The organism is Cellulomonas sp. ES6, assembly GCF_030053835.1.
Taxonomy (GTDB): domain Bacteria; phylum Actinomycetota; class Actinomycetes; order Actinomycetales; family Cellulomonadaceae; genus Cellulomonas.
On record NZ_CP125655.1, the window covers coordinates 1786451 to 1807666 of the forward strand.

General features: G+C 77.0%; 16 protein-coding genes and 6 pseudogenes. 1 reads left to right on the plus strand and 21 read right to left on the minus strand.

The window, feature by feature from the left end; all coding sequences use genetic code 11:
* Positions 1–33 precede the first annotated feature (33 nt).
* The 20 genes and pseudogenes from lysS to dacB all read right to left on the minus strand — a co-directional run bounded on the left by lysS (position 34) and on the right by dacB (position 19047).
* The gene (lysS, locus tag P9841_RS08420) at positions 34–1563 is read right to left on the minus strand and encodes a lysine--tRNA ligase (RefSeq protein ID WP_283321590.1); all 1530 of its coding nucleotides are present in this window, start codon (positions 1561–1563) and stop codon (positions 34–36) included.
* A 9-nt stretch (positions 1564–1572) separates the two neighbouring features.
* A complete protein-coding gene (gene nadC, locus P9841_RS08425) occupies positions 1573–2523 on the minus strand; it encodes a carboxylating nicotinate-nucleotide diphosphorylase (RefSeq protein WP_283321591.1) in 951 nt (316 codons plus the stop codon).
* Positions 2520–2693 (minus strand): hypothetical protein, encoded by a 174-nt coding sequence (locus P9841_RS19120; protein WP_502848743.1) that lies wholly within the window; start codon positions 2691–2693, stop codon positions 2520–2522. Before P9841_RS19120 ends, nadC begins: the two co-directional genes overlap by 4 nt.
* Positions 2687–4239: pseudogene (locus tag P9841_RS08430) on the minus strand (L-aspartate oxidase). Before P9841_RS08430 ends, P9841_RS19120 begins: the two are co-directional and overlap by 7 nt.
* On the minus strand, positions 4223–4720 hold the full coding sequence (gene panD / locus P9841_RS08435; RefSeq protein WP_283321592.1) for an aspartate 1-decarboxylase: 498 nt from the start codon (positions 4718–4720) through the stop codon (positions 4223–4225). The pseudogene P9841_RS08430 and the gene panD overlap by 17 nt, the downstream one beginning before the upstream one ends.
* A gap of 3 nt (positions 4721–4723) precedes the next feature.
* On the minus strand, positions 4724–5611 hold the full coding sequence (gene panC / locus P9841_RS08440; RefSeq protein ID WP_283321900.1) for a pantoate--beta-alanine ligase: 888 nt from the start codon (positions 5609–5611) through the stop codon (positions 4724–4726).
* Positions 5608–6729: a Rossmann-like and DUF2520 domain-containing protein gene (locus P9841_RS08445; RefSeq protein ID WP_283321593.1), complete on the minus strand. Its 1122-nt coding sequence runs from the start codon at positions 6727–6729 to the stop codon at positions 5608–5610. Before P9841_RS08445 ends, panC begins: the two co-directional genes overlap by 4 nt.
* Before the next feature lie 133 nt (positions 6730–6862).
* A pseudogene (locus P9841_RS08450) lies at positions 6863–7438 on the minus strand (PH domain-containing protein); the annotation flags it as partial.
* 86 nt (positions 7439–7524) lie between these two features.
* Positions 7525–8223, minus strand: coding sequence for a PH domain-containing protein (locus P9841_RS08455; protein ID WP_283321594.1), 699 nt, complete (start codon positions 8221–8223; stop codon positions 7525–7527).
* A 157-nt stretch (positions 8224–8380) separates the two neighbouring features.
* Positions 8381–8692, minus strand: a complete 312-nt coding sequence (locus P9841_RS08460; RefSeq protein ID WP_502848746.1) for a PH domain-containing protein — start codon at positions 8690–8692, stop codon at positions 8381–8383.
* Complete coding sequence (locus tag P9841_RS19125) at positions 8686–9516, minus strand: DUF3180 domain-containing protein (RefSeq protein ID WP_502848748.1); 831 nt, start codon at positions 9514–9516, stop codon at positions 8686–8688. The genes P9841_RS08460 and P9841_RS19125 overlap by 7 nt, the downstream gene beginning before the upstream one ends.
* Positions 9516–10628, minus strand: a complete 1113-nt coding sequence (gene folK / locus P9841_RS08470; protein ID WP_283321595.1) for a 2-amino-4-hydroxy-6-hydroxymethyldihydropteridine diphosphokinase — start codon at positions 10626–10628, stop codon at positions 9516–9518. Before folK ends, P9841_RS19125 begins: the two co-directional genes overlap by 1 nt.
* Before the next feature lie 119 nt (positions 10629–10747).
* Positions 10748–11070 (minus strand): annotated as a pseudogene (folB, locus tag P9841_RS19130) (dihydroneopterin aldolase); the annotation flags it as partial.
* Positions 11067–11920, minus strand: a pseudogene (folP, locus tag P9841_RS08485) (dihydropteroate synthase). The pseudogenes folB and folP, both read right to left, overlap by 4 nt.
* Positions 11921–11999: 79 nt before the next feature.
* Positions 12000–12568: pseudogene (gene folE / locus P9841_RS08490) on the minus strand (GTP cyclohydrolase I FolE).
* A 70-nt stretch (positions 12569–12638) separates the two neighbouring features.
* Positions 12639–14726, minus strand: a complete 2088-nt coding sequence (gene ftsH / locus P9841_RS08495; protein WP_283321596.1) for an ATP-dependent zinc metalloprotease FtsH — start codon at positions 14724–14726, stop codon at positions 12639–12641.
* 138 nt (positions 14727–14864) lie between these two features.
* The gene (gene hpt, locus P9841_RS08500; protein ID WP_459349153.1) at positions 14865–15404 is read right to left on the minus strand and encodes a hypoxanthine phosphoribosyltransferase; all 540 of its coding nucleotides are present in this window, start codon (positions 15402–15404) and stop codon (positions 14865–14867) included.
* An 11-nt stretch (positions 15405–15415) separates the two neighbouring features.
* Positions 15416–16590, minus strand: a pseudogene (tilS, locus tag P9841_RS08505) (tRNA lysidine(34) synthetase TilS).
* Between the two features lies 1 nt (position 16591).
* The gene (locus P9841_RS08510) at positions 16592–17593 is read right to left on the minus strand and encodes an Rv3626c family coenzyme F420 biosynthesis-associated protein (RefSeq protein WP_283321599.1); all 1002 of its coding nucleotides are present in this window, start codon (positions 17591–17593) and stop codon (positions 16592–16594) included.
* A 38-nt stretch (positions 17594–17631) separates the two neighbouring features.
* Positions 17632–19047, minus strand: coding sequence for a D-alanyl-D-alanine carboxypeptidase/D-alanyl-D-alanine endopeptidase (gene dacB / locus P9841_RS08515; protein ID WP_283321600.1), 1416 nt, complete (start codon positions 19045–19047; stop codon positions 17632–17634).
* Between the two features lie 172 nt (positions 19048–19219).
* Here dacB and P9841_RS08520 point away from each other — a divergent pair, with 172 nt between their 5' ends.
* Positions 19220–19717 (plus strand): inorganic diphosphatase, encoded by a 498-nt coding sequence (locus P9841_RS08520; protein ID WP_146835884.1) that lies wholly within the window; start codon positions 19220–19222, stop codon positions 19715–19717.
* A gap of 77 nt (positions 19718–19794) precedes the next feature.
* On the opposite strand, the gene P9841_RS08525 is transcribed toward P9841_RS08520, so the two are convergent.
* Positions 19795–21201 (minus strand): C40 family peptidase, encoded by a 1407-nt coding sequence (locus P9841_RS08525; RefSeq protein ID WP_283321601.1) that lies wholly within the window; start codon positions 21199–21201, stop codon positions 19795–19797.
* Between the last annotated feature and the right edge of the window lie 15 nt (positions 21202–21216).

Consider the following 21216-nt stretch of genomic DNA (forward strand, 5'->3'; position numbering starts at 1 on the left):
ACCTCAGCGTACGCCGCGCCGCGCGGGCGTCCCTCAGCCCTGAGGCTTCACCAGCGGGAACAGGATCGTCTCGCGGATACCCAGGCCGGTGAGCGCCATGAGCAGCCGGTCGATGCCCATGCCCATGCCGCCGGTCGGGGGCAGCGCGTACTCGACGGCGGTCAAGAAGTCCTCGTCGACGCGCATCGCCTCGTCGTCACCCGCGGCCGCGAGCAGCGCCTGGGCCTCGAACCGCTGCCGCTGGATCACCGGGTCGACGAGCTCGGAATAGGCGGTGGCGAGCTCGAATCCGCGCACGTACAGGTCCCACTTCTCGACCTGCCCGGGGACGGCCCGGTGGTCGCGCGTCAGCGGGCTGGTCTCGACCGGGAAGTCCCGCACGAACGTGGGTGCGTGCAGCCCCTCGCCGACCAGGTCCTCCCAGAGCACCTCGACGAGCTTGCCGTGGCTGACGCGCGCCGGGTCGAGCACCACCTCGTGCTTGTCGGCGATCGCCTGCAGGTGCGCCACCGACGTCTCCGGGGTGATCTCCTCGCCCAGCGCCTCGGACAGCGAGCCGTACATGGTGAGCTGCGCCCACTCGCCGCCGACCTCGTACTCCGAGCCGTCGGCGAGCGTCAGCGTGGTCGTGCCGAGGACGTCCTGCGCGGCGGTCTGCACGAGGTCGCGGGTCAGGGCCGCCATCGTGTCGTAGTCGCCGTAGGCCTCGTACGCCTCGAGCATCGCGAACTCGGGCGAGTGCGAGGAGTCCGCGCCCTCGTTGCGGAAGTTGCGGTTGATCTCGAAGACGCGCTCCAGGCCGCCGACGGCCGCGCGCTTGAGGAACAGCTCGGGCGCGATCCGCAGGTACAGGTCGATGTCGAACGCGTTCATGTGCGTGACGAACGGCCGGGCCGCCGCACCCCCGGGCTGCGTCTGCAGCATCGGGGTCTCGACCTCGAGGTAGCCCCGCCGGTGGAAGTTCTCGCGCAGCGACCGCACGACACCCGCCCGCAGCCGGACCGCGTCGCGGGCGGCCGGGCGCACGATGAGGTCGACGTAGCGCTGCCGGACGCGGACCTCCTCGGAGAGCTCCGGGGCCTCCTCGTCACCGCGCGCGTACAGGTTCGGCAGCGGCCGCAGCGACTTCGCCGCGAGCTGCCAGGCGTCCGCCATCACGGACAGCTCGCCGCGCCGCGACGACACGACGCGGCCGTGCACGAACAGGTGGTCGCCCAGGTCGACGTCCGCCTTGAACGCGGCGAGGCGGTCCTCGCCCACGTTCGCGAGGCTCAGCATGGCCTGGAGGCGGTTGCCCTCGCCGTCCTGGAGCGTCGCGAAGCAGAGCTTGCCGGTGTTGCGCAGGAACACGACGCGGCCGGCGACGCCGACCTCGTCCTCGGTCTCCTGCCCCGGCTCCAGGTCGGGGTAGGCGGCCCGGACCTCGGCCACCGTGTGCGTGCGCGGCACGCCGACCGGGTACGGCTCGACGCCCTCGGCGATCAGGCGGTCGCGCTTCTCGCGACGGACCCGGAGCTGCTCGGGGAGGTCGTCGGCGGGGGCTGCGGCGGGGGCGTCGGTCACCCGCCGATCCTACCGAGCGCCCGGGACCGGCCCGGACAGGCCCTCGACGAGGTCCAGCGCGAGGTCGAGGATCGGCGAGGAGTGCGTCAGCGCACCGACGGACAGGTAGTCGACGCCGGTGGCCGCGACCTCCGCCGCGCGGTCGAGCGTGAGGTTGCCGGTCGCCTCGAGCTCGACCCGGCCCACCCGCGGCTCCAGCGCCCGCACCGCGGCGACGGTCGCGGCGAGCACCGGGGTCGGCATGTTGTCGAGCAGCAGGAACCGCGCGCCGACCTCCACGGCCTCGAGCGCCTGCGCGGTGGTGTCGGCCTCGACCTGGACGACGACGTCGGGGAACCGCTCGCGCACGGCCCGCACGGCCGCCGCGACGCCGCCGGCCGCCACGACGTGGTTGTCCTTGACCATCGCCACGTCGTACAGGCCCATGCGCTTGTTGGTGCCGCCGCCGCAGCGCACCGCGTACTTCTCGAGCTCCCGCAGGCCCGGGGTGGTCTTGCGGGTGTCGAGCACCTGCGCGCCCGACCCGGCGAGGGCGTCGGCCCAGCGCCGCGCGTGGGTGGCGACGCCGGAGGCCCGCGACGCGAGGTTGAGCGCCGTGCGTTCCCCGACCAGCAGCGCCTGCACGGGGCCCGTGAGCACGGCGAGCACGTCACCGGCGGCGACCGTGCTGCCGTCGGGCACGCGCTGCTCGACGGCCGGCGCGGCGAGGGCGAGGCGCGCGGCGACCTGGGCCAGCACCTCGGCGACGACCGGCAGCCCGGCGACGACGCCCGGCTCGCGCGCCACGAGGTGCGCCTCGCCGGTGGCGGCGGGGTCGACGGTCGCCTGCGTGGTGACGTCCCGGCCGGGCGCGGGGCCGAGGTCCTCGTCGAGCGCGACGGCGACGGTGCGGGCGAGCCACGCCGGGTCGAGCACGCCGGGCGCGGGGACCGTCGGGGCGGCGGGATCCGTGGAGGTCACGGCGAGCAGCCTAGGACCTCACTCGAGCGGCACCCGCCGCTGCACGAGACCCCGTCCGGGTCCAGCGTCGCGACGACGCGCAGCAGCCAGGCGTCGTCGCTCGCCGGGTAGTCGCTGCGCAGGTGGCCGCCGCGGGTCTCCCGCCGGGTCGCCGCGGTGGCGGTCAGCACCGTGGCGACCTGGTGCACGTTGGTGGTCTCCCACTCCGCGACCTGGGGCCGGCGACCGGTGCCGAGCCGCCGCCGGGGGCGTGGTGGGCGTCCGTGCGGACCGTGCGCAGCGCGCGGCCGGCGGCCTCGAGACCGGCCGCGGACCGGAGGACGCCCGGCCCCTCGCTGGCGATCCGCTGGATGCGGGACCGCGCGGCGCCGGCCACGAGCGCGGCGTCACCGGGCCGCTCGAGGGGCTCCGACGGCCGCAGCGTGCCGGCGTCGAGCCGCTTCGCGACGTCCCGGGCGGCGCGGTGCGCGAACACCAGGCCCTCCAGCAGCGAGTTGGACGCGAGCCGGTTCGCGCCGTGCACGCCGGTGCAGGCGACCTCCCCGACGGCGTACAGCCCGGGCAGCGTCGAGCGGCCGACGAGGTCGGTGACGACGCCGCCCGAGTGGTAGTGCTGGGCGGGTGCCACCGGCACGAGGTCGGTCGCCAGGTCGATGCCGTGCTCCGCGAGCCGGTCCGCGATGGTCGGGAACCGGCGGCGCAGCCGCTCGGCGCCGAGGTGGCGCGCGTCGAGCAGCACGTGGTCGGACCCGGTGCGGGCGAGCTGCCGCACGATGGCCCGGGCGACGACGTCCCGCGGCGCGAGCTCCGCGAGGGGGTGCACCTGCGGCATGAACCGGTGCCCGTCCGTGTCGACGAGCACCGCGCCCTCGCCCCGCACCGCCTCCGAGACCAGCGTGAGCTGCCCCTTGACGCCCGACCCGAGCCACAGCACGGTCGGGTGGAACTGCACGAACTCCACGTCGCCGACGGCGGCGCCGGCGCGCAGGGCGGCGGCGAGTCCGTCCCCGGTGGCCTGCGACGGGTTGGTGGACGAGCGGAACACCTGGCCGATCCCGCCGGTCGCGAGGACGACGGCGGGCGCGAGGACGGCGCCGACGCCGTCGCGGCTGCCCTCCCCGATGACGTGCAGCGTCACCCCGCACACCGGACCCGGTCGCCCGTCGCGGCCGGGTGCGCCGGTGAGCACGTCGAGGACGAGCGCGTGCTCGACCACCTCGATGCCCGGGTCGGACCGCACGGCGTCGACCAGCGCCCGGGAGATCTCCGCGCCCGTGGCGTCGCCACCGGCGTGCGCGACGCGGTCGGCGTGGTGGCCGCCCTCGCGCGTGAGGCTGAGGTGCCCGTCGGGCTCGGTGTCGAACACCGCGCCGCGGGCGACGAGCTCCCGCACGCGGGCGGGCCCCTCGGTGACGAGGACCTCGACGGCGCGCGGGTCGCAGAGCCCCACGCCGGCCTCCAGGGTGTCCCGCAGGTGCGCCTCCGGGGAGTCCGCCGGGTCGAGGGCCGCGGCGATGCCCCCTGCGCCCACACCGTCGACCCGGAGAGCAGCACGTCCTTGGTGACGAGCAGGACGCGCGGCAGCCGGGCGCGCAGCACCAGCGCGGCGGTCAGGCCCGCGATGCCGGAGCCGACGACGACCGCGTCGGCCCGCGCCGTCCACCCCGGGGCGGGCGCCGCGAGCCGGCGTGCGACCCGCTCAGTCACCGGCCGCACGGCCCGCCGGCCCTGCGGGGTCGCGCTCCACGAGCGCGCGGCCCTCGTCGAACGGCACCCCGCTCGGGTGCAGCCCGGAGTCGTCGGTCCACTGCGCGGGGACCGTGCCGGGGTCGTGGCCGGTGTCCACCACGCGGTTCCCGGCGTCCACCAGGACGACGCGCGGCTCGTAGGAGCGCGCCTCGGCGTCGGACAGCATCCCGTAGGCGATGAGGATGACGACGTCGCCGGGGTGCACCAGGTGCGCCGCGGCGCCGTTGATGCAGATCTGCCCGGAGCCGGCCTCGCCCGCGATGACGTACGTGGTCAGCCGGGCGCCGTTGGTCACGTCGACCACGTCGACCTGCTGCCCGGGCAGCAGGTCCGCGGCCGCGAGCAGGTGCGCGTCGACGGTGATGGAGCCGACGTAGTGCAGGTCGGCCTGGGTCACGGTCGCGCGGTGGATCTTGCCGATCATCATCGGCCGCAGCAGCGAGGTCATGCCTCAGCCCCACCTCACGTCGGAGTTGTCGATCAGGCGCGTGGCGCCCACGGTGGCCGCGAGCGCGAGGACCGACGTCGTGCCGGCCGGCCCGGGCCGGGTGACGTCCTCGAAGCCCGCCGGGTCCACGAGCGCCACGTAGTCGGTGGCGACGTCCGCGGCGTCCAGCACCTCGCGGGCGGCGGACCGGACGTCCTGCGGCGTCCCGCCCGCGGCGGCCGCGGCGGCACCCGCCGCGAGGGCGCGGGACAGCGCGAGCGCCCGCTCCCGCTCCGGCGCCGAGAGGTACACGTTGCGGGACGACAGCGCCAGCCCGTCGTCGTCGCGGACCGTGGGCACGCCGACCACCTCGACCGGCACCTCGAGGTCGCGCACCATGCGGCTGACCGCGACGAGCTGCTGCACGTCCTTGCGGCCGAACAGGGCCACGTCGGGCGCCGTCAGGTGGAGCAGCTTGAGCACGACCGTCAGGGCGCCGTCGAGGTGGCCCGGGCGGATCGCACCCTCGTAGACGGTGCCGATGCGGCCGGCGTCCACCCGCACCACGGGGTCGCCGTCCGGGTACATCTCGTCCGGGGCCGGGGCGAACACCACGTCCCCCTCACCCAGCAGGTCCGGGGCGGTCAGCGACGCGAGGTCGCCCGGCAGGTCCCGGGGGTAGCGGTCGAGGTCCTCGTGCGGGGCGAACTGCAGCGGGTTCACGAAGATCGTGACGACCACCCGGTCCGCGCGCTCCCGGGCCTCCCGCACGAGCGCCAGGTGCCCGGCGTGCAGCGCGCCCATCGTCATCACGACGGCACGGCGCGCCCCGTCCCCGCCGGCCGCGAGGGCCGCCGCGAGCTCGGCGCGGGTGCGCACCACGGTGGGGGCACCGGTACGTGCCTGGGTCATGCCTGGTCCTCCTCGTCGGCGGGCGCCGGGTCGTCCCCGGGCCGGCCGCTCTCGTCGTGGTGCGCGCCGTGCACGGTACCCCCGTCGGGTCCCGGCACGTGACCGGGGGCGGCGTCCGACGGGCCGCGGTCCCGCCCGCCGGACGCGGGGACGTCGCCCGTCGCCGGGTCGTTCGTCGTGTCCGCCGCCGGAGCGGCCGCGAGCGCGTCCAGCACCACCTGGCCCTGGTCCGGCCGCAGCAGCCCGGCGGCGAGCGCCCGGCCGGCCGCCGCGCGCGCGAGCGTCCGGTACGACGCGGCGACGTCCGTCGCGCCCGTGCGGACGCCGAGCGCGCCGAGCTCCGCCAGGTGGTCCCGGAGGGTCCCCGCGTCGGCGCGGCGCACCGGCCCGGTGAGCGTGGTGATCGCGCCGTTGGTGACGTCGCCTCCGGCGTCGCGCCCGCCGCCCGCGGACTCCGCGCGCAGGGCGCCGTCCAGCGCGGCGGACAGCAGGGGCCGCAGCACCGCACCGGGGTCGGCGACGCCCGCCGCCGCGAGCGCCTGACCGGCCTGGGCGACGAGCACGACGAGGTGGTTCGCCCCGTGCGCGAGCGCCGCGTGGTACAGCGGACGCGCGCTCTCGGCGAGCACCACCGGCTCGCCGCCCATCTCGACGACCAGCGCCTGGCCGATCGGCAGCACCGCGGTCGGCGCCGTCACCGCGAAGGTGCACCCGACCAGCCGGGAGAGGTCCAGCGACGTCCCCGTGAACGTCATCGCCGGGTGCAGCGCGATCGGGATGGCGCCCGCTGCGCGCGCGGGGTCCAGGACGGCGGCGCCGTAGCGGCCCGCGGTGTGCACGACGATCTGGCCCGGCTGCCAGGCACCCGTCGCGGCGAGCCCCGTGACCAGGCCGGGCAGGGCGTCGTCCGGGACCGCCAGCAGCACCAGCTCCGCGCGCCGGGCGACCTCCGGCACGTCGAGCACCGGCACCCCGGGCAGCAGCGCGTCGGCACGCTCGCGCGACGCCTCCGACACCGCGCTCACGGCGACCACCGGGTGCCCGGCCGCGCGCAGGGCGCTGCCCAGCACCGCGCCGACCCGGCCCGCGCCGACGACGCCGATCCCCAGCCGCGTCATGCCCGGCGCATCCACTGCTCCGGCCCCGCCCCGCGCGCGCCGTCCGCGCGCGCGTCGACTGCTCGTCCAGCAGCCCGGCGGCGACCTGCGCGTCCAGGTGGTCGACGCGGGGCGACACCGGCCCGGGCGTCGAGTGCAGCTGGAACGACGCCAGGCCGAGCCGCCGCTGCAGCGGTCCCTGCGCGAGGCCGAGCGACTGCGTGCGCTCGTGCGGCACGACCACCAGGCGGCGCACGAGCACGCCCGAGCGCAGCACGAGCGCGCGGTCGGTGACGGTCACGCCGTGCCGGCGCCATCCGACCGGGTCGAGCCACCGGGACCGGCGCGGCGCCACGGCCCAGGTGCCGTCGGCCTCCCGGCCCGTCAGGCCCGCGTCGACGAGCGCCCGCGGGTCCGGCGTGCCGAGGTCCGGCAGCACGAGCCACAGCGCGAGCAGCGCGTCGTCCCGGGTCCCGACGGGCAGCAGCACGTTCTCGGTGTGGGTCTGCTCGGTGCCGGCGCCGTAGCCCGCGACGTTCACCTCGACCCGCCACCAGTCGGCCCGCCGCCACAGCAGCCCCTGCGTCACCTGCACGGCCTGCACCCGGCCCGGCGGGACGGTCTGCGCGCGCGCCTCGGTCAGGCCGTGCCGCAGCCGGATGCCGTCCGGGGAGATCGCCGCGCGGAAGTTCGCGCCCCGGTTGAAGCGGGTCCAGGAGTACGACACCACGCCGAGCAGGGCCGGCAGCAGCGCGAACGCGGACTCGAACCGCCCGGAGGTGACGATCAGCGCGACGACGGCGACCAGGACCCCGATCAGCCAGAAGGTCGCGGACGACAGCAGGGTGGACCCGAGCAGCCGCCCGACCGGGACCTCGTAGACCGGGCGCTCCGGGGCGACCGGCGCCGGTCCGGTCCACCCGGGGGCCCCGGCGCCGGGCGTGCCGGGAGCGGGCGCTCCGGGCGTCGGCGCGCCGGTGCCGTCGGCGCCGCCCGGCTGGCCGGTGCCCGCGGACGTGCCGGTCCCGTCGGCCCCCTCGGGGACGGCGGCCTCGAGGTCGACGTCCGCGGGCACGGCCAGGGGCGGCACCCCGCGGGGCGGTGCAGCCCGGCCGCCCGGGCGAGCAGCTCCGCGCGCAGCTGCTCGGCCTCCGCCTCGCGCAGGAACGCGAGCGAGACGGCGGAGCCCGCGCCGCCGGCGACCTCGAGCCGCAGCTCGGACAGCCCGAGGATCCGGGCGAGCAGCGGCTGCACGACGTCGACCGCCTGCAGCCGGTCCAGCCGCGCCTGCCGCTGCTGCCGGAACAGCACGCCCGACCGCAGGTGGACCGCGTCGTCGGTGACGGCGAACCGGGTCATGCGCCACGCGATCGCCGAGTACCCGAACCCGACCAGGCCGACCAGGACGACCCCGGCCGCGAGGAACAGCCACGCGCGGGCGCCGAGCCACTCGGCGAGCTCGCGCACGTCGTCCGCCGAGTTCCACACGATCACCGCGAGCACGGCCACGAGCACCTTCCACCCTTCACCGCGGGGGTGACGGGGTGCATGCGGCGCCAGCCGAGCGCGTCGTCCGGCGGCGGCTGGGGGGTCGGCGGCGCGGGGGTGCCGGCCGCGGCGGCCGTAACCGGGACGGCAGCGCCGGACGGGCCGGCCAGGCGCTCCTCGCCGCTCACAGCCCCGCCAGGCGGGCCTCGCCGCGCGAGGCGAGCTGGTCGCGCAGGCGGGCCGCCTCAGCCGTCGGCAGGCCGTCGATGGACGCGTCCGTGCCGGGCGACGCGGTGTGGAGCTGGACGGACGCGATCCCGAAGCGACGGGCGAGCGGTCCGGCCGTCACGTCCACGTACTGCATGCGGCCGTAGGGCACCACCACCATCGACCGGAACAGGATGCCCCGGCGCAGCAGCAGGTCGTCGGCGCGCTCGGCGTAGCCCATCGCGCGGACCTGCCGCGGCACGAGCCACAGCAGCCACAGGGTCAGCACGGCGAGCACCGCGACCCCGCCCAGAGCCACGCGACGCCCGACAGCGCGGCGGCGAGCGCCAGCGCCAGCAGCGGCACCCCGAGCCAGCAGAGCCCGACCACGACGCGCGCGGTCGCCAGGCGGCTCGACACGGGCGTCCAGGCGACCCCGGCGGGCTCGAACGGCTCGCTGCGGGACACCGGCCCCGGCGGCGTCGCGGGCACGGCGTCGGGCTGCGGGAGGGCGGCGGCGCCACCGTCAGGCGTGGTCATGCGCCCATCCTTCCACCGCGCCGGAGCCCCGCGCGGCCCGGAGGTCCGTCCCGCGCGACGCCGGCGCCGCTGCGGGGCGCGCTCAGCCGCGCGCGGCGTCCGGCGACGGGTCGGGGCCCGCCGCGTCCTCCGGGTCGCTCGGCGGGGGATCCGGCAGAACCACTCCACGACGAGCCCGGTCACCGCGAGCACGACCGCCCCGAGGACGGCCAGCCCGGCGGACGTCGCCCGGTCCCGCTGCGCCTCGATGTCGAGGTCCGCCAGCACGACGAGCACCTGCGCGGCGTACCAGCCGGACAGCAGCGCCCCGGTGTAGCAGGAGGCCTTGGCGAGCACCGCGGTCCGTGCGGCCCGGACCGGGTCGAGCGTCGGGTGCCTGCCCCGCAGGTACTGCCGCACGGACCAGCCCATGCCGAGCACGACGGCGGCGATGAGCAGCAGCACCGCGACCATCGGCCACGGCACGGGCGGCAGCTCCAGGCCCCGGCTGGCGAGCAGCCGCAGCACGAGCCAGCCCAGCGCCGCCGTGACGGCGGCCACGAGCAGCAGCGTGCGGGCGTGGGTGCGCTGCATCACAGGTCCCGGCGGTCGGGGGGACCGAGCGGGTCGAGGGGGTCGGCCGCGTCGGGCCACGCCGGTCCCTCGTCCGGCCACGCCGGCCCGACCTCCGGCCCCGCGTCCGGCCACTGCGGACCCGCGTCCGGCTGCGCGCCCGGGTCGGGCAGGGCCGCCGGCACCGGGGCCGTCAGCCAGTCCAGGGCCAGCCACCGCACACCGTCGCGGTCGGGCGCCGTGGCGGCCAGCGCCGCGACCGGGCCGCCGCCCAGGCCGTGCAGCACGGCGTCGGGGCGGACCTGCGCCCACGGCTGCAGGACGAACGCCCGCTCGTGCGCGCGCGGGTGGGGCAGCTCCAGGTCGTCGGTCACGGCGGACACCTGCCCGTACACGATGATGTCCACGTCCAGCGTCCGGGGGCCCCAGCGCACGGTCCGCTCGCGCCCGTGCAGGCGCTCGACCTCCGCGGTGGCCCGCAGCAGGTCCCGCGGGGAGAGCGTGGTGCGCGCGATGACCACGGCGTTGAGGAAGTCCGGCTGGTCGGGACCGCCGACGGGTGCGGTGCGCGCGAGCGCCGACACGTCGACGACCTCCAGACCCGGCACGGCCGCCAGGTCGGCCACCGCGTCGCGCAGCGTGTCCTGCGCCGGGCCGACGTTCGACCCGATCGCGAGGACGACCTCCACCGGCTCGTCCGGCGGCACGTCCATCGCGTCCTGCACGAGCTCGGCGTCGACGACGTCGTCGTCCGCGGGCCACGCGTCCGCCGCGGTGCCTGCGTCGGGCGCGGGCGCTCCCGGCGCGCCCGGCGAGGCGGCGGCCGGGTCGACGCCGGCGCCCTCCTCCGGGTCGCCCGCCTCCCCGGGACCGTCCGCGGCGAGGGGCTCGCCGGCACCGAGGGCGGGCGCCGCGGCCCCCGGTCCGGGGAGGGCGGTGGCACCGGCGAGCGGCAGCACGGCCGTGGCGTCGGCGGCGGCCGGGACGGCGGGCACGGGCAGCGGCGTCGGCGGGGTCGGCAGCCCGACGGCGCCGAGGTCCGGGACCGGCAGGGGTGCGTCCTCGTCGGGGGCGCGGTGACCGCCGCGGCGGGATCGGCAGCCGGCGCCGCCGGTGCGGTCACCGGGTGCCACGGCACGGCCGTCTGCGTGTCGAGCGGCTCGGCGGCCGGCAGCCAGGACCGGTCCCGCCGCACCTCCACCACCACGTCCGCGAACGGCACCGTGATGGGCGCCTGCGGCTTGTGCACCGCCACGTCGACGGCCTGCACCTGCGGGTGCCCGAGGACGGTCGCGGCGATGCGCTCCGCGACGGTCTCGACGAGGTCCGCGGGCTCCCCGCCAGCACGGCCGCGACCTGCTCCGCGAGCGCGCCGTAGTCCAGCGTGTGCGCGAGGTCGTCCGTCGCGGCGGCGCGCCGGGTGTCGAGGTGGGCCGTCACGTCCGCCACGAAGGTCTGCCCCTCGCGGCGCTCGTGCTCGAACACGCCGTGGTAGCCCGTGGCCGTCACGCCCACCAGGCGGATCCGGTCGAGCCGCTGGCCCGTGCGGCCCAGGACCTCGTCCTCGTCGCTCATCGGTCGTCCTTCCCGGACGGCACCGCGGCCGTCCACCGGGCGGCGACGCGCACCGCGTCCGCCGTCCCCGAGCCTCGTGCACGCGGACCCCCCACGCACCCGCCGCCGCCGCCAGCGCGGAGACCGCCGCCGTCGCCGCGTCCCGGTCCTCCGGCGGGGCGGGCGTCCCGTCCGGGCCGGCGAGCAGGTGCCCGAGGAACCGCTTGCGGGACGCGCCGACCAGCACCGGGAACCCGTCGGCGACGAGCTCCGGCAGCCGGGCGAGCAGCGGCCAGTTGGCGGCACCGGGCTTCGCGAAGCCGAGACCGGGGTCGAGCACCACCTGGTGGTCCGCGACCCCCGCCTCCCGCAGCTCCGCGACCCGCTGGGCGAGCTCCCGGCGCACGTCGGTCACCACGTCGTCGTACTGCGCCAGGTCGTCCATGACGTCCGCGTGGCCGCGCCAGTGCATCGCCACGTACACGACGCCGGTCCGTGCGACCACCTCGCGGATCGCGGGGTCGGCGAGGCCGCCCGACACGTCGTTCACGACGACGGCGCCCGCCGCCACGGCGGCCTCCGCGACCTCCGCCCGCGTCGTGTCGACGCTGACGGGCACGCCGCGCCCCGTGAGCTCCCGCACGACGGGCAGCACGCGGTCGAGCTCCTCCGCGACCGGCACGCGGGCCGCGCCGGGACGGGTCGACTCGCCGCCCACGTCCAGCAGGTCCGCGCCGTCGGCGACCAGCGCCAGGCCGTGCGCCACCGCGGCGTCCGGCGTGAACCAGCGCCCGCCGTCGGAGAACGAGTCGGGCGTCACGTTCAGCACGCCCATCACGACCGCCCGGCCGGCCTGACCGGCGGCCGTCAGCGCGGGCGGGAGCGGCGAGGGGGACGCACGTGGCCAGCCTAGGGGGTGCCGGACCCGTTGCCGTCGACGGCCGCGGGGCTCAGCGACCCAGCACGAGGCTCATCGCCTCGGCGCGCGTCGCCGGGTTCCGCATCTGGCCGCGCACGGCCGACGTCACCGTGCGCGAGCCGGGCTTGCGGACCCCGCGCATCGACATGCACAGGTGCTCGCACTGCACGACCACGAGGACGCCCCGGGGCTGGAGGACCTCCACGAGCGCGTCGGCGATCTCCCCGGTCATCCGCTCCTGCACCTGCGGCCGGCGGGCGTACACGTCGACCAGCCGGGCGAGCTTGGACAGCCCGGTCACCCGGCCGGAGGCGCCCGGGATGTAGCCGATGTGGGCGACGCCGTGGAACGGGACGAGGTGGTGCTCGCACGTCGAGTACACCTCGATGTCCTTGACCAGGACCATCTCCTCGTGCCCGATGTCGAAGGTCGCGCTGAGCACGTCCTTCGGGTCCTGGCGCAGGCCCGCGAAGATCTCCTGGTACGCCCGGGCGACGCGCGCCGGGGTGTCCCGCAGGCCGTCGCGGTCGGGGTCCTCCCCACCGCCAGCAGCAGCTCGCGGATCGCCGCCTCCGCGCGCGGGGCGTCGTACGGCGGCACCTCGCGCGGTGCCCGCCGGTCGTCGCCCGCGCGGGACCCGTCCGCGCCGGTCACGGTCGCACCCGTCCCGTCAGGCCCGCGGCCCGGCGTCGGGACCGGGCGCGTCCGGGGCCGCCTCGGAGCTCGCGGGTCCCACGTCCGGGGTCTGGCCCGGCGGCACCTCGACGACGCCGACCGCCGGGTGCTCGTCCTTCGCGGCGGCGGCCTCGTCCTGCGGCACCACGGAGCCGTTCTGCGCGGCCTTCTCCGACGGGGTGAGCACCGGCGGGCGGTCCGACACGGCGCGCTGCTCGCTGGACAGCCACACGTCGCGCGGCGGCCGCTTGGTGATCGGCGCGAAGATCTGCTCGAGCTCCGCCTGGTTGAGCGTCTCCTTCTCGAGCAGCTCCAGCACCAGCCGGTCCAGGACGTCCCGGTACTCGACGAGGATCTCCCACGCCTCGGTGTGCGCGGCGTCCATGAGGCGGCGCACCTCGACGTCGACCGTGCCGGCCACCGTCTCGGAGTAGTCGCGCCCGTGGCCCATGTCGCGGCCCACGAACGGCTCGCTGCCGTCCTGGCCGAGCTTGACCGCGCCGACCCGCTCGCTCATGCCGAACTGGGTGACCATCTTGCGCGCGGTCGCCGTGGCCTTCTCGATGTCGTTGCTCGCACCCGTCGTCGGGTCGTGGAACACGAGCTCCTCGGCCACGCGGCCGCCCATCGCGTACGCGAGCTGGTCGAGCAGCTCGTTGCGCGTGGTCGAGTACTTGTCCTCCGTGGGCATGACCATCGTGTAGCCCAGGGCCCGTCCGCGCGGCAGGATCGTCACCTTCGTGACCGGGTCGGTGTACCGGAGCGCCGCCGCGACCAGGGCGTGGCCGCCCTCGTGGTACGCGGTGATCTTCTGCTCCTTGACGTTCATGACGCGCGTGCGCTTCTGCGGGCCGGCGATCACGCGGTCGATCGCCTCGTCCAGCGCGCGGTTGTCGACGATCTGCGCGTTGGAGCGCGCGGTGAGCAGCGCCGCCTCGTTCAGCACGTTCGCGAGGTCCGCGCCGGTGAACCCGGGCGTGCGGCGCGCGACCGCGCCGAGGTCGACGTCCGTGGCCATCGGCTTGCCCTGCGCGTGCACCTGGAGGATGCGCTCGCGGCCCTTGAGGTCCGGCGCCTCGACGGACACCTGGCGGTCGAACCGGCCGGGGCGCAGCAGGGCGGGGTCGAGGATGTCGGGACGGTTGGTCGCCGCGATGAGGATGACGTTCGTCTTGACGTCGAAGCCGTCCATCTCGACCAGCATCTGGTTGAGGGTCTGCTCGCGCTCGTCGTGCCCGCCGCCCATGCCCGCGCCGCGGTGCCGGCCGACGGCGTCGATCTCGTCGATGAAGATGATCGCGGGGGCGTTCTGCTTGGCCTGCTCGAACAGGTCGCGCACGCGGCTCGCGCCGACGCCGACGAACATCTCGACGAAGTCCGAGCCGGAGATCGAGTAGAACGGCACGCCCGCCTCGCCCGCGACGGCGCGCGCGAGCAGCGTCTTGCCCGTCCCGGGAGGGCCGTACAGCAGGACGCCCTTCGGGATCTTCGCGCCGACCGCCTGGAACTTCGACGGCTCCGACAGGAACTCCTTGATCTCCTGGAGCTCCTCGACCGCCTCGTCCACGCCGGCGACGTCCGCGAACGTGACCTGCGGCGACTCCTTCGACACCAGCTTGGCCTTGGACTTGCCGAACGACATCACCCGCGAGCCGCCGCCCTGCATGGACGACATGAGGAACCAGAACAGCGCCAGGATGATGATGAACGGCAGCATCACCCCGAGCAGGCTCGCCCACCACGACTGCTGCGGGACGTCCGAGGTGTAGCCGCCGGACGGGTCGGCGTCCGCGATCGCCTCCACCACGGCCGGCCCCTGCGGCACGACGTAGTAGAACTGCACGTCCTTGCCGAGGTTCTGCTCGTCCTTGACGAAGTCGTCCTTGAGCGTGAGGTCGACCCGCTGCGCGCCCTCCGTGATGCGCGCCTGCTCGACCTTGTCGTCGCGGATGAGCTCGAGGCCGTCGGAGGTGTCGATCCGCTGCACGCCGGACCCCATGAAGGCGCTCGCCCCGATCCACAGCATCAGGACGGCCAGGATGATCCACAGGACGGGTCCGCGGGTGAGGCGCTTGAGTGTCATGGGCAGACGGGGGCGTGCCCCCCGTCCCTCCGGTCGCAGGGGTGGAGGCTCCGAAGTTACACGGTGGATCTGACGCGGACGGCGCGTGTTCGCCCAGGGCGGGACTCCCGCCCCGGGCTCCGCGGCGCCCCGGCGCCGTCAGGACGCGTAGACGTGCGGCGCGAGCGTGCCGACGAACGGCAAGTTCCGGTACTTCTCCGCGTAGTCCAGGCCGTAGCCCACGACGAACTCGTTCGGGATGTCGAACCCGACGTACCGGACGTCGACCTCGACCTTGGCGGCGTCGGGCTTGCGGAGCATCGTCGCGATCTCGACGGTGGCCGGGCCGCGGCTGCGCAGGTTCGCCAGCAGCCACGACAGCGTCAGGCCGGAGTCGATGATGTCCTCCACGACCAGCACGTGCCGGCCCGTGAGGTCCGCGTCGAGGTCCTTGAGGATGCGCACGACGCCGGAGGACTTGGTGCCCGACCCGTAGGACGACACCGCCATCCAGTCCATCGCCAGCGGGGTGCTGATGCGGCGGGCCAGGTCGGCCATCACCATGACGGCCCCCTTGAGCACGCCGACCAGCAGGATCTCCTGGCCGGCGTAGTCCGCGTCGATCTGCGCGGCGATCTCGTCCAGGCGGGCGCCGAGCTGCTCCTCGGTCAGGAGCACGCGCTCCAGGTCCGCGCCCATGTCGTCGGCGTTCACCGGTGCCGGTCTCCTCGCTGTGTCGCCTCGGCCGGCTCGCCGGCCCCGTCGGTGCCTCGCGCGCCGTCGTCGTCCCCGGGCTCGGCCGGGGGTGCGGCGCGCAGCGCAAGCCTGCCACACGTGCGGGAGGCCTCGACGCGCCCGGGCAGGTGCACCGGGCCCTGGCCGCGCCACGCGGTCACGAGCGCGTCGACGGCCCGGACGTGGGTGGCGGCCAGGGCGCCGGGCGGGGAGCCCGCCAGGACCGCGGCGGTGCGCAGGGCGCGGGCGCGCAGCGCGGCCGGGGCGGCGGCGAGGACGGCGACGTCGAGCACCACGGCGGGGTCGGGCACGACGGCGGGGCCGGGCACCGCCGACCCGGCGTCGCGCCCGGCGCCGTCGCGCCCGGGGTCGTCGACGCCCGCCGCGCCCGCCCGCGCCCGGTCGAGCAGCGCCGCCGCGCGAGCGCGTCCAGCGCGTCGGCGTCCTCGCGCAGCAGCTCCGCCGAGCGCGCGAGCGCCGCCGCGACGCCGGGGCCGAGCTCGCGCTCCAGCACCGGCATGACGTGGGCCCGCACCCGGGACCGCCGGGGGTCGCCGGGCGCCGCGCCGGCGTTCGTGGGGTCGTGCCAGGGGTCGAGGCCGAGCGCCGCGCACGCCGCGACGGTCTGCGCCCGCGTCACGGCCAGCAGCGGCCGGCGCAGCAGCCCGCGCACGGGCGCCATCCCGGCGAGCGACCGCGCCCCGGAGCCGCGCGCCAGCCCGAGCAGCACGCCCTCGGCCTGGTCGTCCCGGGTGTGCCCGAGCAGGACGGCCGCCGCGCCGAGCCGCCCGGCCGCGGACTCCAGGGCGCCGGTGCGTGCCGCACGCGCGGCGGCCTCGGGGCCGCCGGGTCCGGTCACGTCGACCGCGACGACCTCCACCGGGTCGAGCCCCAGCCGCCGGCAGGCCGCGGCGGCGCGCGACGCGACGTCGGCGCTCCCGGGCTGGAGCCCGTGGTCGACCACCACGGCGCCCGCCCGCAGGCGCCCGCGCCCGCCCGCCGTCGCGACGAACGCGGTGGCCGCCGCCAGCGCGAGCGAGTCGGGGCCGCCGGAGCACGCGACGAGCACCCGCGCGCCGTCGGGCAGGTCCGCGACGGACGCGGCGACGGCCGACCGGGTGGCGGCGACCGCCGGGTGGGGGCCGGCCACGTCAGCCGTGCACCCGCCGCACCCAGGCGGCGGGGTCCGCGATCTCCGCCGCCGTGGGGAGGGCCTGCGCGCCGGTCCACACGGCGTTCAGACCGTCGGTCCCGACGCTGCGGCGCACGGCCCGCACGAACGCGGCGCCGTCCCGGTACTGCGCGAGCTTGACGTCCATGCCGAGCAGCGCCCGCAGCACGCGGCGCATCGCGGCGGTGCCGGGTGCCCCCGAGCGGCGCGCCTCGAACCGGCGCCGGATCCGCCGCACGGACGGGACCGCGCCGCGCCCCGCCGCGTCCATCGTCACGTCGGCGTGGCCCTCGAGCAGCGCCATCACGGCACCGACCTCGTCGACGACGCCACGCTGCCGCGGATCGAGCAGGTCGAGCACCGACCTGCCGCCCCCGGCACGGTCGCGGGACGTCCCGGGCCGCCGGCGGGGCGGGCGCTCGTCGTCCTCGAGCAGCGCCGCCACCCGTGCCGCGAGGTGGTCCGTCAGCCAGGGCGCCGCGGCGAACTGGAGCGCGTGGGTCTGCTCGTGCAGCGTCACCCAGAGCCGGAAGTCCGCCGGGTCCAGCCGGAGCGCGCGCTCGACGGCCAGCACGTTCGGCGCGACGAGCAGCAGCGTCCCGGGCGGGTGCCACGGGTCGTACTGCCCGAGCACCGAGCCGGAGAGCAGGCCCAGCACGGCCGCGACCTGCCCGGCCCCGGCGGTCGCGCGGACGCCCTGGGCGGCGGGGACGCCGGCGCGCTCCGCCAGGGACCGCAGCGACCGGACGTTCGCCCGGGCCCACGACGCCCGGTCGACCACGCGCACGTCGTGCACGAGGTCCGCGGCCGGTGCCGCCGGGACGAGCCGCGTCAGGCGGGCGACGTGCGCGCCGGCCACGGGTGCGGCCGCCCGCAGCGCGGCGACGACGTCCTCGCGCTCGGCCCGCGTCGCCTCCGGCCCGGTCCGCACCGCGCGGGCGGCGAGCCGGGCGGCCAGGTCCCAGTCGACGGCGGGCTGCACCGCACCACGGTAACCACCCGCGGCGCCGGGCCGCGGGGTCATCCCCGGCAGCCGCACCCCGCGAGCCCGTCGACGAAGCCGTCGAGCGCGGCGCGCGGCTGCTCCTGCCCGACCGCCCCGGTCCGGTCGGCCATGAGGACGAACAGCAGCAGGCGGCCGTCGGCGTCCAGCACCGTCCCGGCGAGCGACGTGACGTTCTTCAGGCTGCCCGTCTTCGCGCGGACGAGGCCCGTCGCGGCGCCGTCGGCGAACCGGTGGGTGAGCGTCCCGGTGAGGCCGCCGACCGGCATCCCGGTGCCCACCTCGCGCAGCTCGGGGTGGGCGGGGTCGATGACGAGCTCGAGCAGCCCGAGGAGCATCCGGGGCGGCAGCGCGGAGCCCTCCGCGAGGCCGGACGCGTCCGCGAGCACCGCGCCGGACGTGTCCACGCCGAGCGCCGACGCAGTGCGGAGCACGGCCTTCGTGGCGCCCTCGAACGAGCCGGGCAGCCCGAGCTCGACGGCCACCATGCGCGCGACGACCTCGGTGATCGTGTTGTCCGACGTGTCGAGGAAGTACTGCGCCACCTCGGCGACGGGGGCGGACTCGACCGTGCCGAGCACGTCACCGGTCGCGGAGGCGTCCACCCACGTCACGTCACCGGTGACCGTGATCCCGGCGTCGGCGAGCCGCTGCGCGAAGACGCGGCCGGCGTGCAGGGCCGGGTCCGGGTAGCGGGGCGGGTACTCGCCCTCGGACATCTTCGCGACGTCGACGGCCAGCGGGGCGACGGGCGCGACGTAGCCCATGGACACGTCCGCCTCGTCCCACCCCGGGGCGAGCTCCGGGCCGGAGAACAGCGTCGTGTCGAGCGCGACCGTGGCGCTGTCCCGGCCGGCGAGGCGGAGCTTCGCAGCCACCTGGTCGGCCAGGTCGGCCAGCCCGGCGCGGCCGTTCACGGCGTCCGGGTCGCCCTTCCCGGCCGCGAGCATCATGTCGCCGCCGCCGGTCAGCACCACGAGGTCGCCCGGCCCCTGGCGCACGGTGGTGTCGAACGTGCGGTCCGGCCCGAGCTCGGTGAGGGCCGCGACGCCGGTGACCAGCTTGGCGGTCGAGGCGGGCGTGCGGGCCCCTCCCGGGCGGTGCTCGGCGAGCACCTCGCCCGTGAGCGCGTCCGCCACCACCGCGCCGACCGAGGGGCCGAGGCGCGGGTCGGAGGCGAGCCCGTCGAGCATGCCCTGCACGGTGGCCGACTCCGGCAGCGGGGCCGCCGCGTCCAGGTCCGCCAGCACCTGCGCGCCCGTGGCCGGCGCACCGGCCGCAGGCGCGGTCGGGAACGGGGCCGCGGGGGCGACCTCGGGGGCCAGCGTCACCACCCCGGGCACCACGTCGTACGCGTCGGCGGTGGCGTAGGCACCGCCCGCGATCAGCACCACGAGCGCCGCCGTGCCGACCGTCCTCCCCGCCCGTGCCACCGGCCCGTCCGCCTCCCGTCGACCACCGTCCGCGCCGCGGGTGGATCCCCGCCGTCCGTGCGTCACACTAGGGGACTGAAGTGCGACGGACCGCCACCTGGGACCGTCGTCGTGATCAGCTGCCCGTCGCGGCCGGCCAGGGGGCCGGCCGGGCGGCGACGAAGGAGCGGGTGTGGAGTTCGACGTCACGATCGAGATCCCGAAGGGCCAGCGCAACAAGTACGAGGTGGACCACGCGACCGGCCGCATCCGGCTGGACCGCATGCTGTTCACCTCGACGCGCTACCCCGACGACTACGGCTTCATCGACGGCACGCTCGGCGAGGACGGGGACCCGCTCGACGCCCTCGTCCTGCTCGAGGAGCCGACCTTCCCCGGCTGCCTGATCCGCTGCCGCGCGCTCGGCATGTTCCGCATGCGCGACGAGGCGGGCGGCGACGACAAGGTGCTGTGCGTCCCGACGGGCGACCAGCGGGCCGCGTGGCGGCAGGACATCGACGACGTGTCCGACTTCCACCGCCTGGAGATCCAGCACTTCTTCGAGGTCTACAAGGACCTCGAGCCCGGCAAGTCCGTCGAGGGCGCCCACTGGGTCGGCCGCGCCGAGGCCGAGGCCGAGATCGAGCGCTCGCGCCAGCGGGCGATCGACGCGGGGTACGACCAGCACTGAGCAGGCGGGAGGCCCGGCACCCTGGGGTGCCGGGCCTCAGCCGTGCGCGGGTCCCCGGCGCCCGGGGAGGCGGGACGTCAGGGGCGGCCGGCGTACGCCATCGACGACGCGTACCGCATCGGGGAGATCTGCACGGTCTTGCCCGGGCGCGGGGCCTCGATGATCTGGCCGCCGCCGATGTACATGGCGACGTGGTAGATCGAGGACGCGTCGTTCGGGTCCGAGCCCCAGAACACCAGGTCACCCGGCCGGAGCTGGTCGTACGAGATCTTCTTGACCTGCCGGTACTGGTCGCGCGACGTGCGGTTGAGGCTCACGCCGCCCGCGGCCCAGGCGCCCTGCGTGAGGCCGGAGCAGTCGTAGCCGCTCGGGCCGGTGCCGCCCCACTGGTAGGGCACGCCGAGCCGGGCCCGGGCCCAGGCGATCGCGGCCTCGGCGCCGGACGTGGTGCCGGCGGACGACCCGCCGCCGGCGGGCGGCGTCGCGGGCGTGCTCGGCTGGCTCGGCGTCGTGGGCCGGGTCGGGGTCGACGGGGCGCTCGGGTTCGCGGGCGTCGACGGCGTGCTGGGCGTCGACGGGGTGCTCGGGGTCGACGGCGTGCTCGGGGTCGACGGGGCGGCGGTGCCGCCGCCGGTACCCGCACCGTCCGTCCCGCCGCCGGTGCCGCCGGACGCCGGCGGGGCGCTCGGCTCCTCGGTGCGCTCGGCGCGCGCCGCGGCCTCCTCGCGCTCGCGGCGCTCCGCGTCGATCTGGTCCTGGCGCGCCTGCTCGACCTCGGCGCTGGTGTTGCGGGCCGCCGCGAGCTGCACGATGAGCGACTGCCGCTCGGTCTGCGCGGCGGCGACCTGCGTGTCGGCGTCCGTCTGCGCCTGCTCGGCGGCGTCGAGCGCCTGCTGCGCGTCGGCGGCGGCGGACTCCTGGGCGGCCTCGGCCTGCTCGGCAGCGCGCTGGAGGGTGTCGGCGACCTGCTGCGCGGCGAGGTAGGTCTGCACCGCCTGGTCGGCCTTGTCGCTGACGTGCGACAGCGCCTCGTTGCGGGACACGACGTCCTGGAACCCGTCGGCCGACAGCAGCGACTGCACGGTGTCCATCGACCCGCCGGACCGCGCGGCCTCGCGGGCGATCGCGACCAGCGTCGAGCGCGCCGAGGCGAACTGCTCGCGTGCCTGGTCGTACTGCTCGGCGGCGCGCGCGGCGTCCTGCTGGGCGGAGGCGAGGTCGGCCTGGGCCTGGGCGTAGGTCTCGCCGGCCTGCTGGACCGCGACCTGCGCGGCCTGCGCGCGGGTGCTGAGCTCGGCGAGCCGCACCTCCATGTCGGCGACGGCGCCCGCGGCGCTCGTCACGGCGCGCCGGGCGTCGCGCACGTCCTGGTCGCTGACGTCGGGGTCGGCGACCGCGGCACCGCCGGCGGGCAGGAGCAGCAGCGCCGCGGCGACCGCCGCGGTGGCGGCGCGGGCCAGCCGCACCCGTCCTGTCGTCCGCACGTCGTCCGCCTCTCG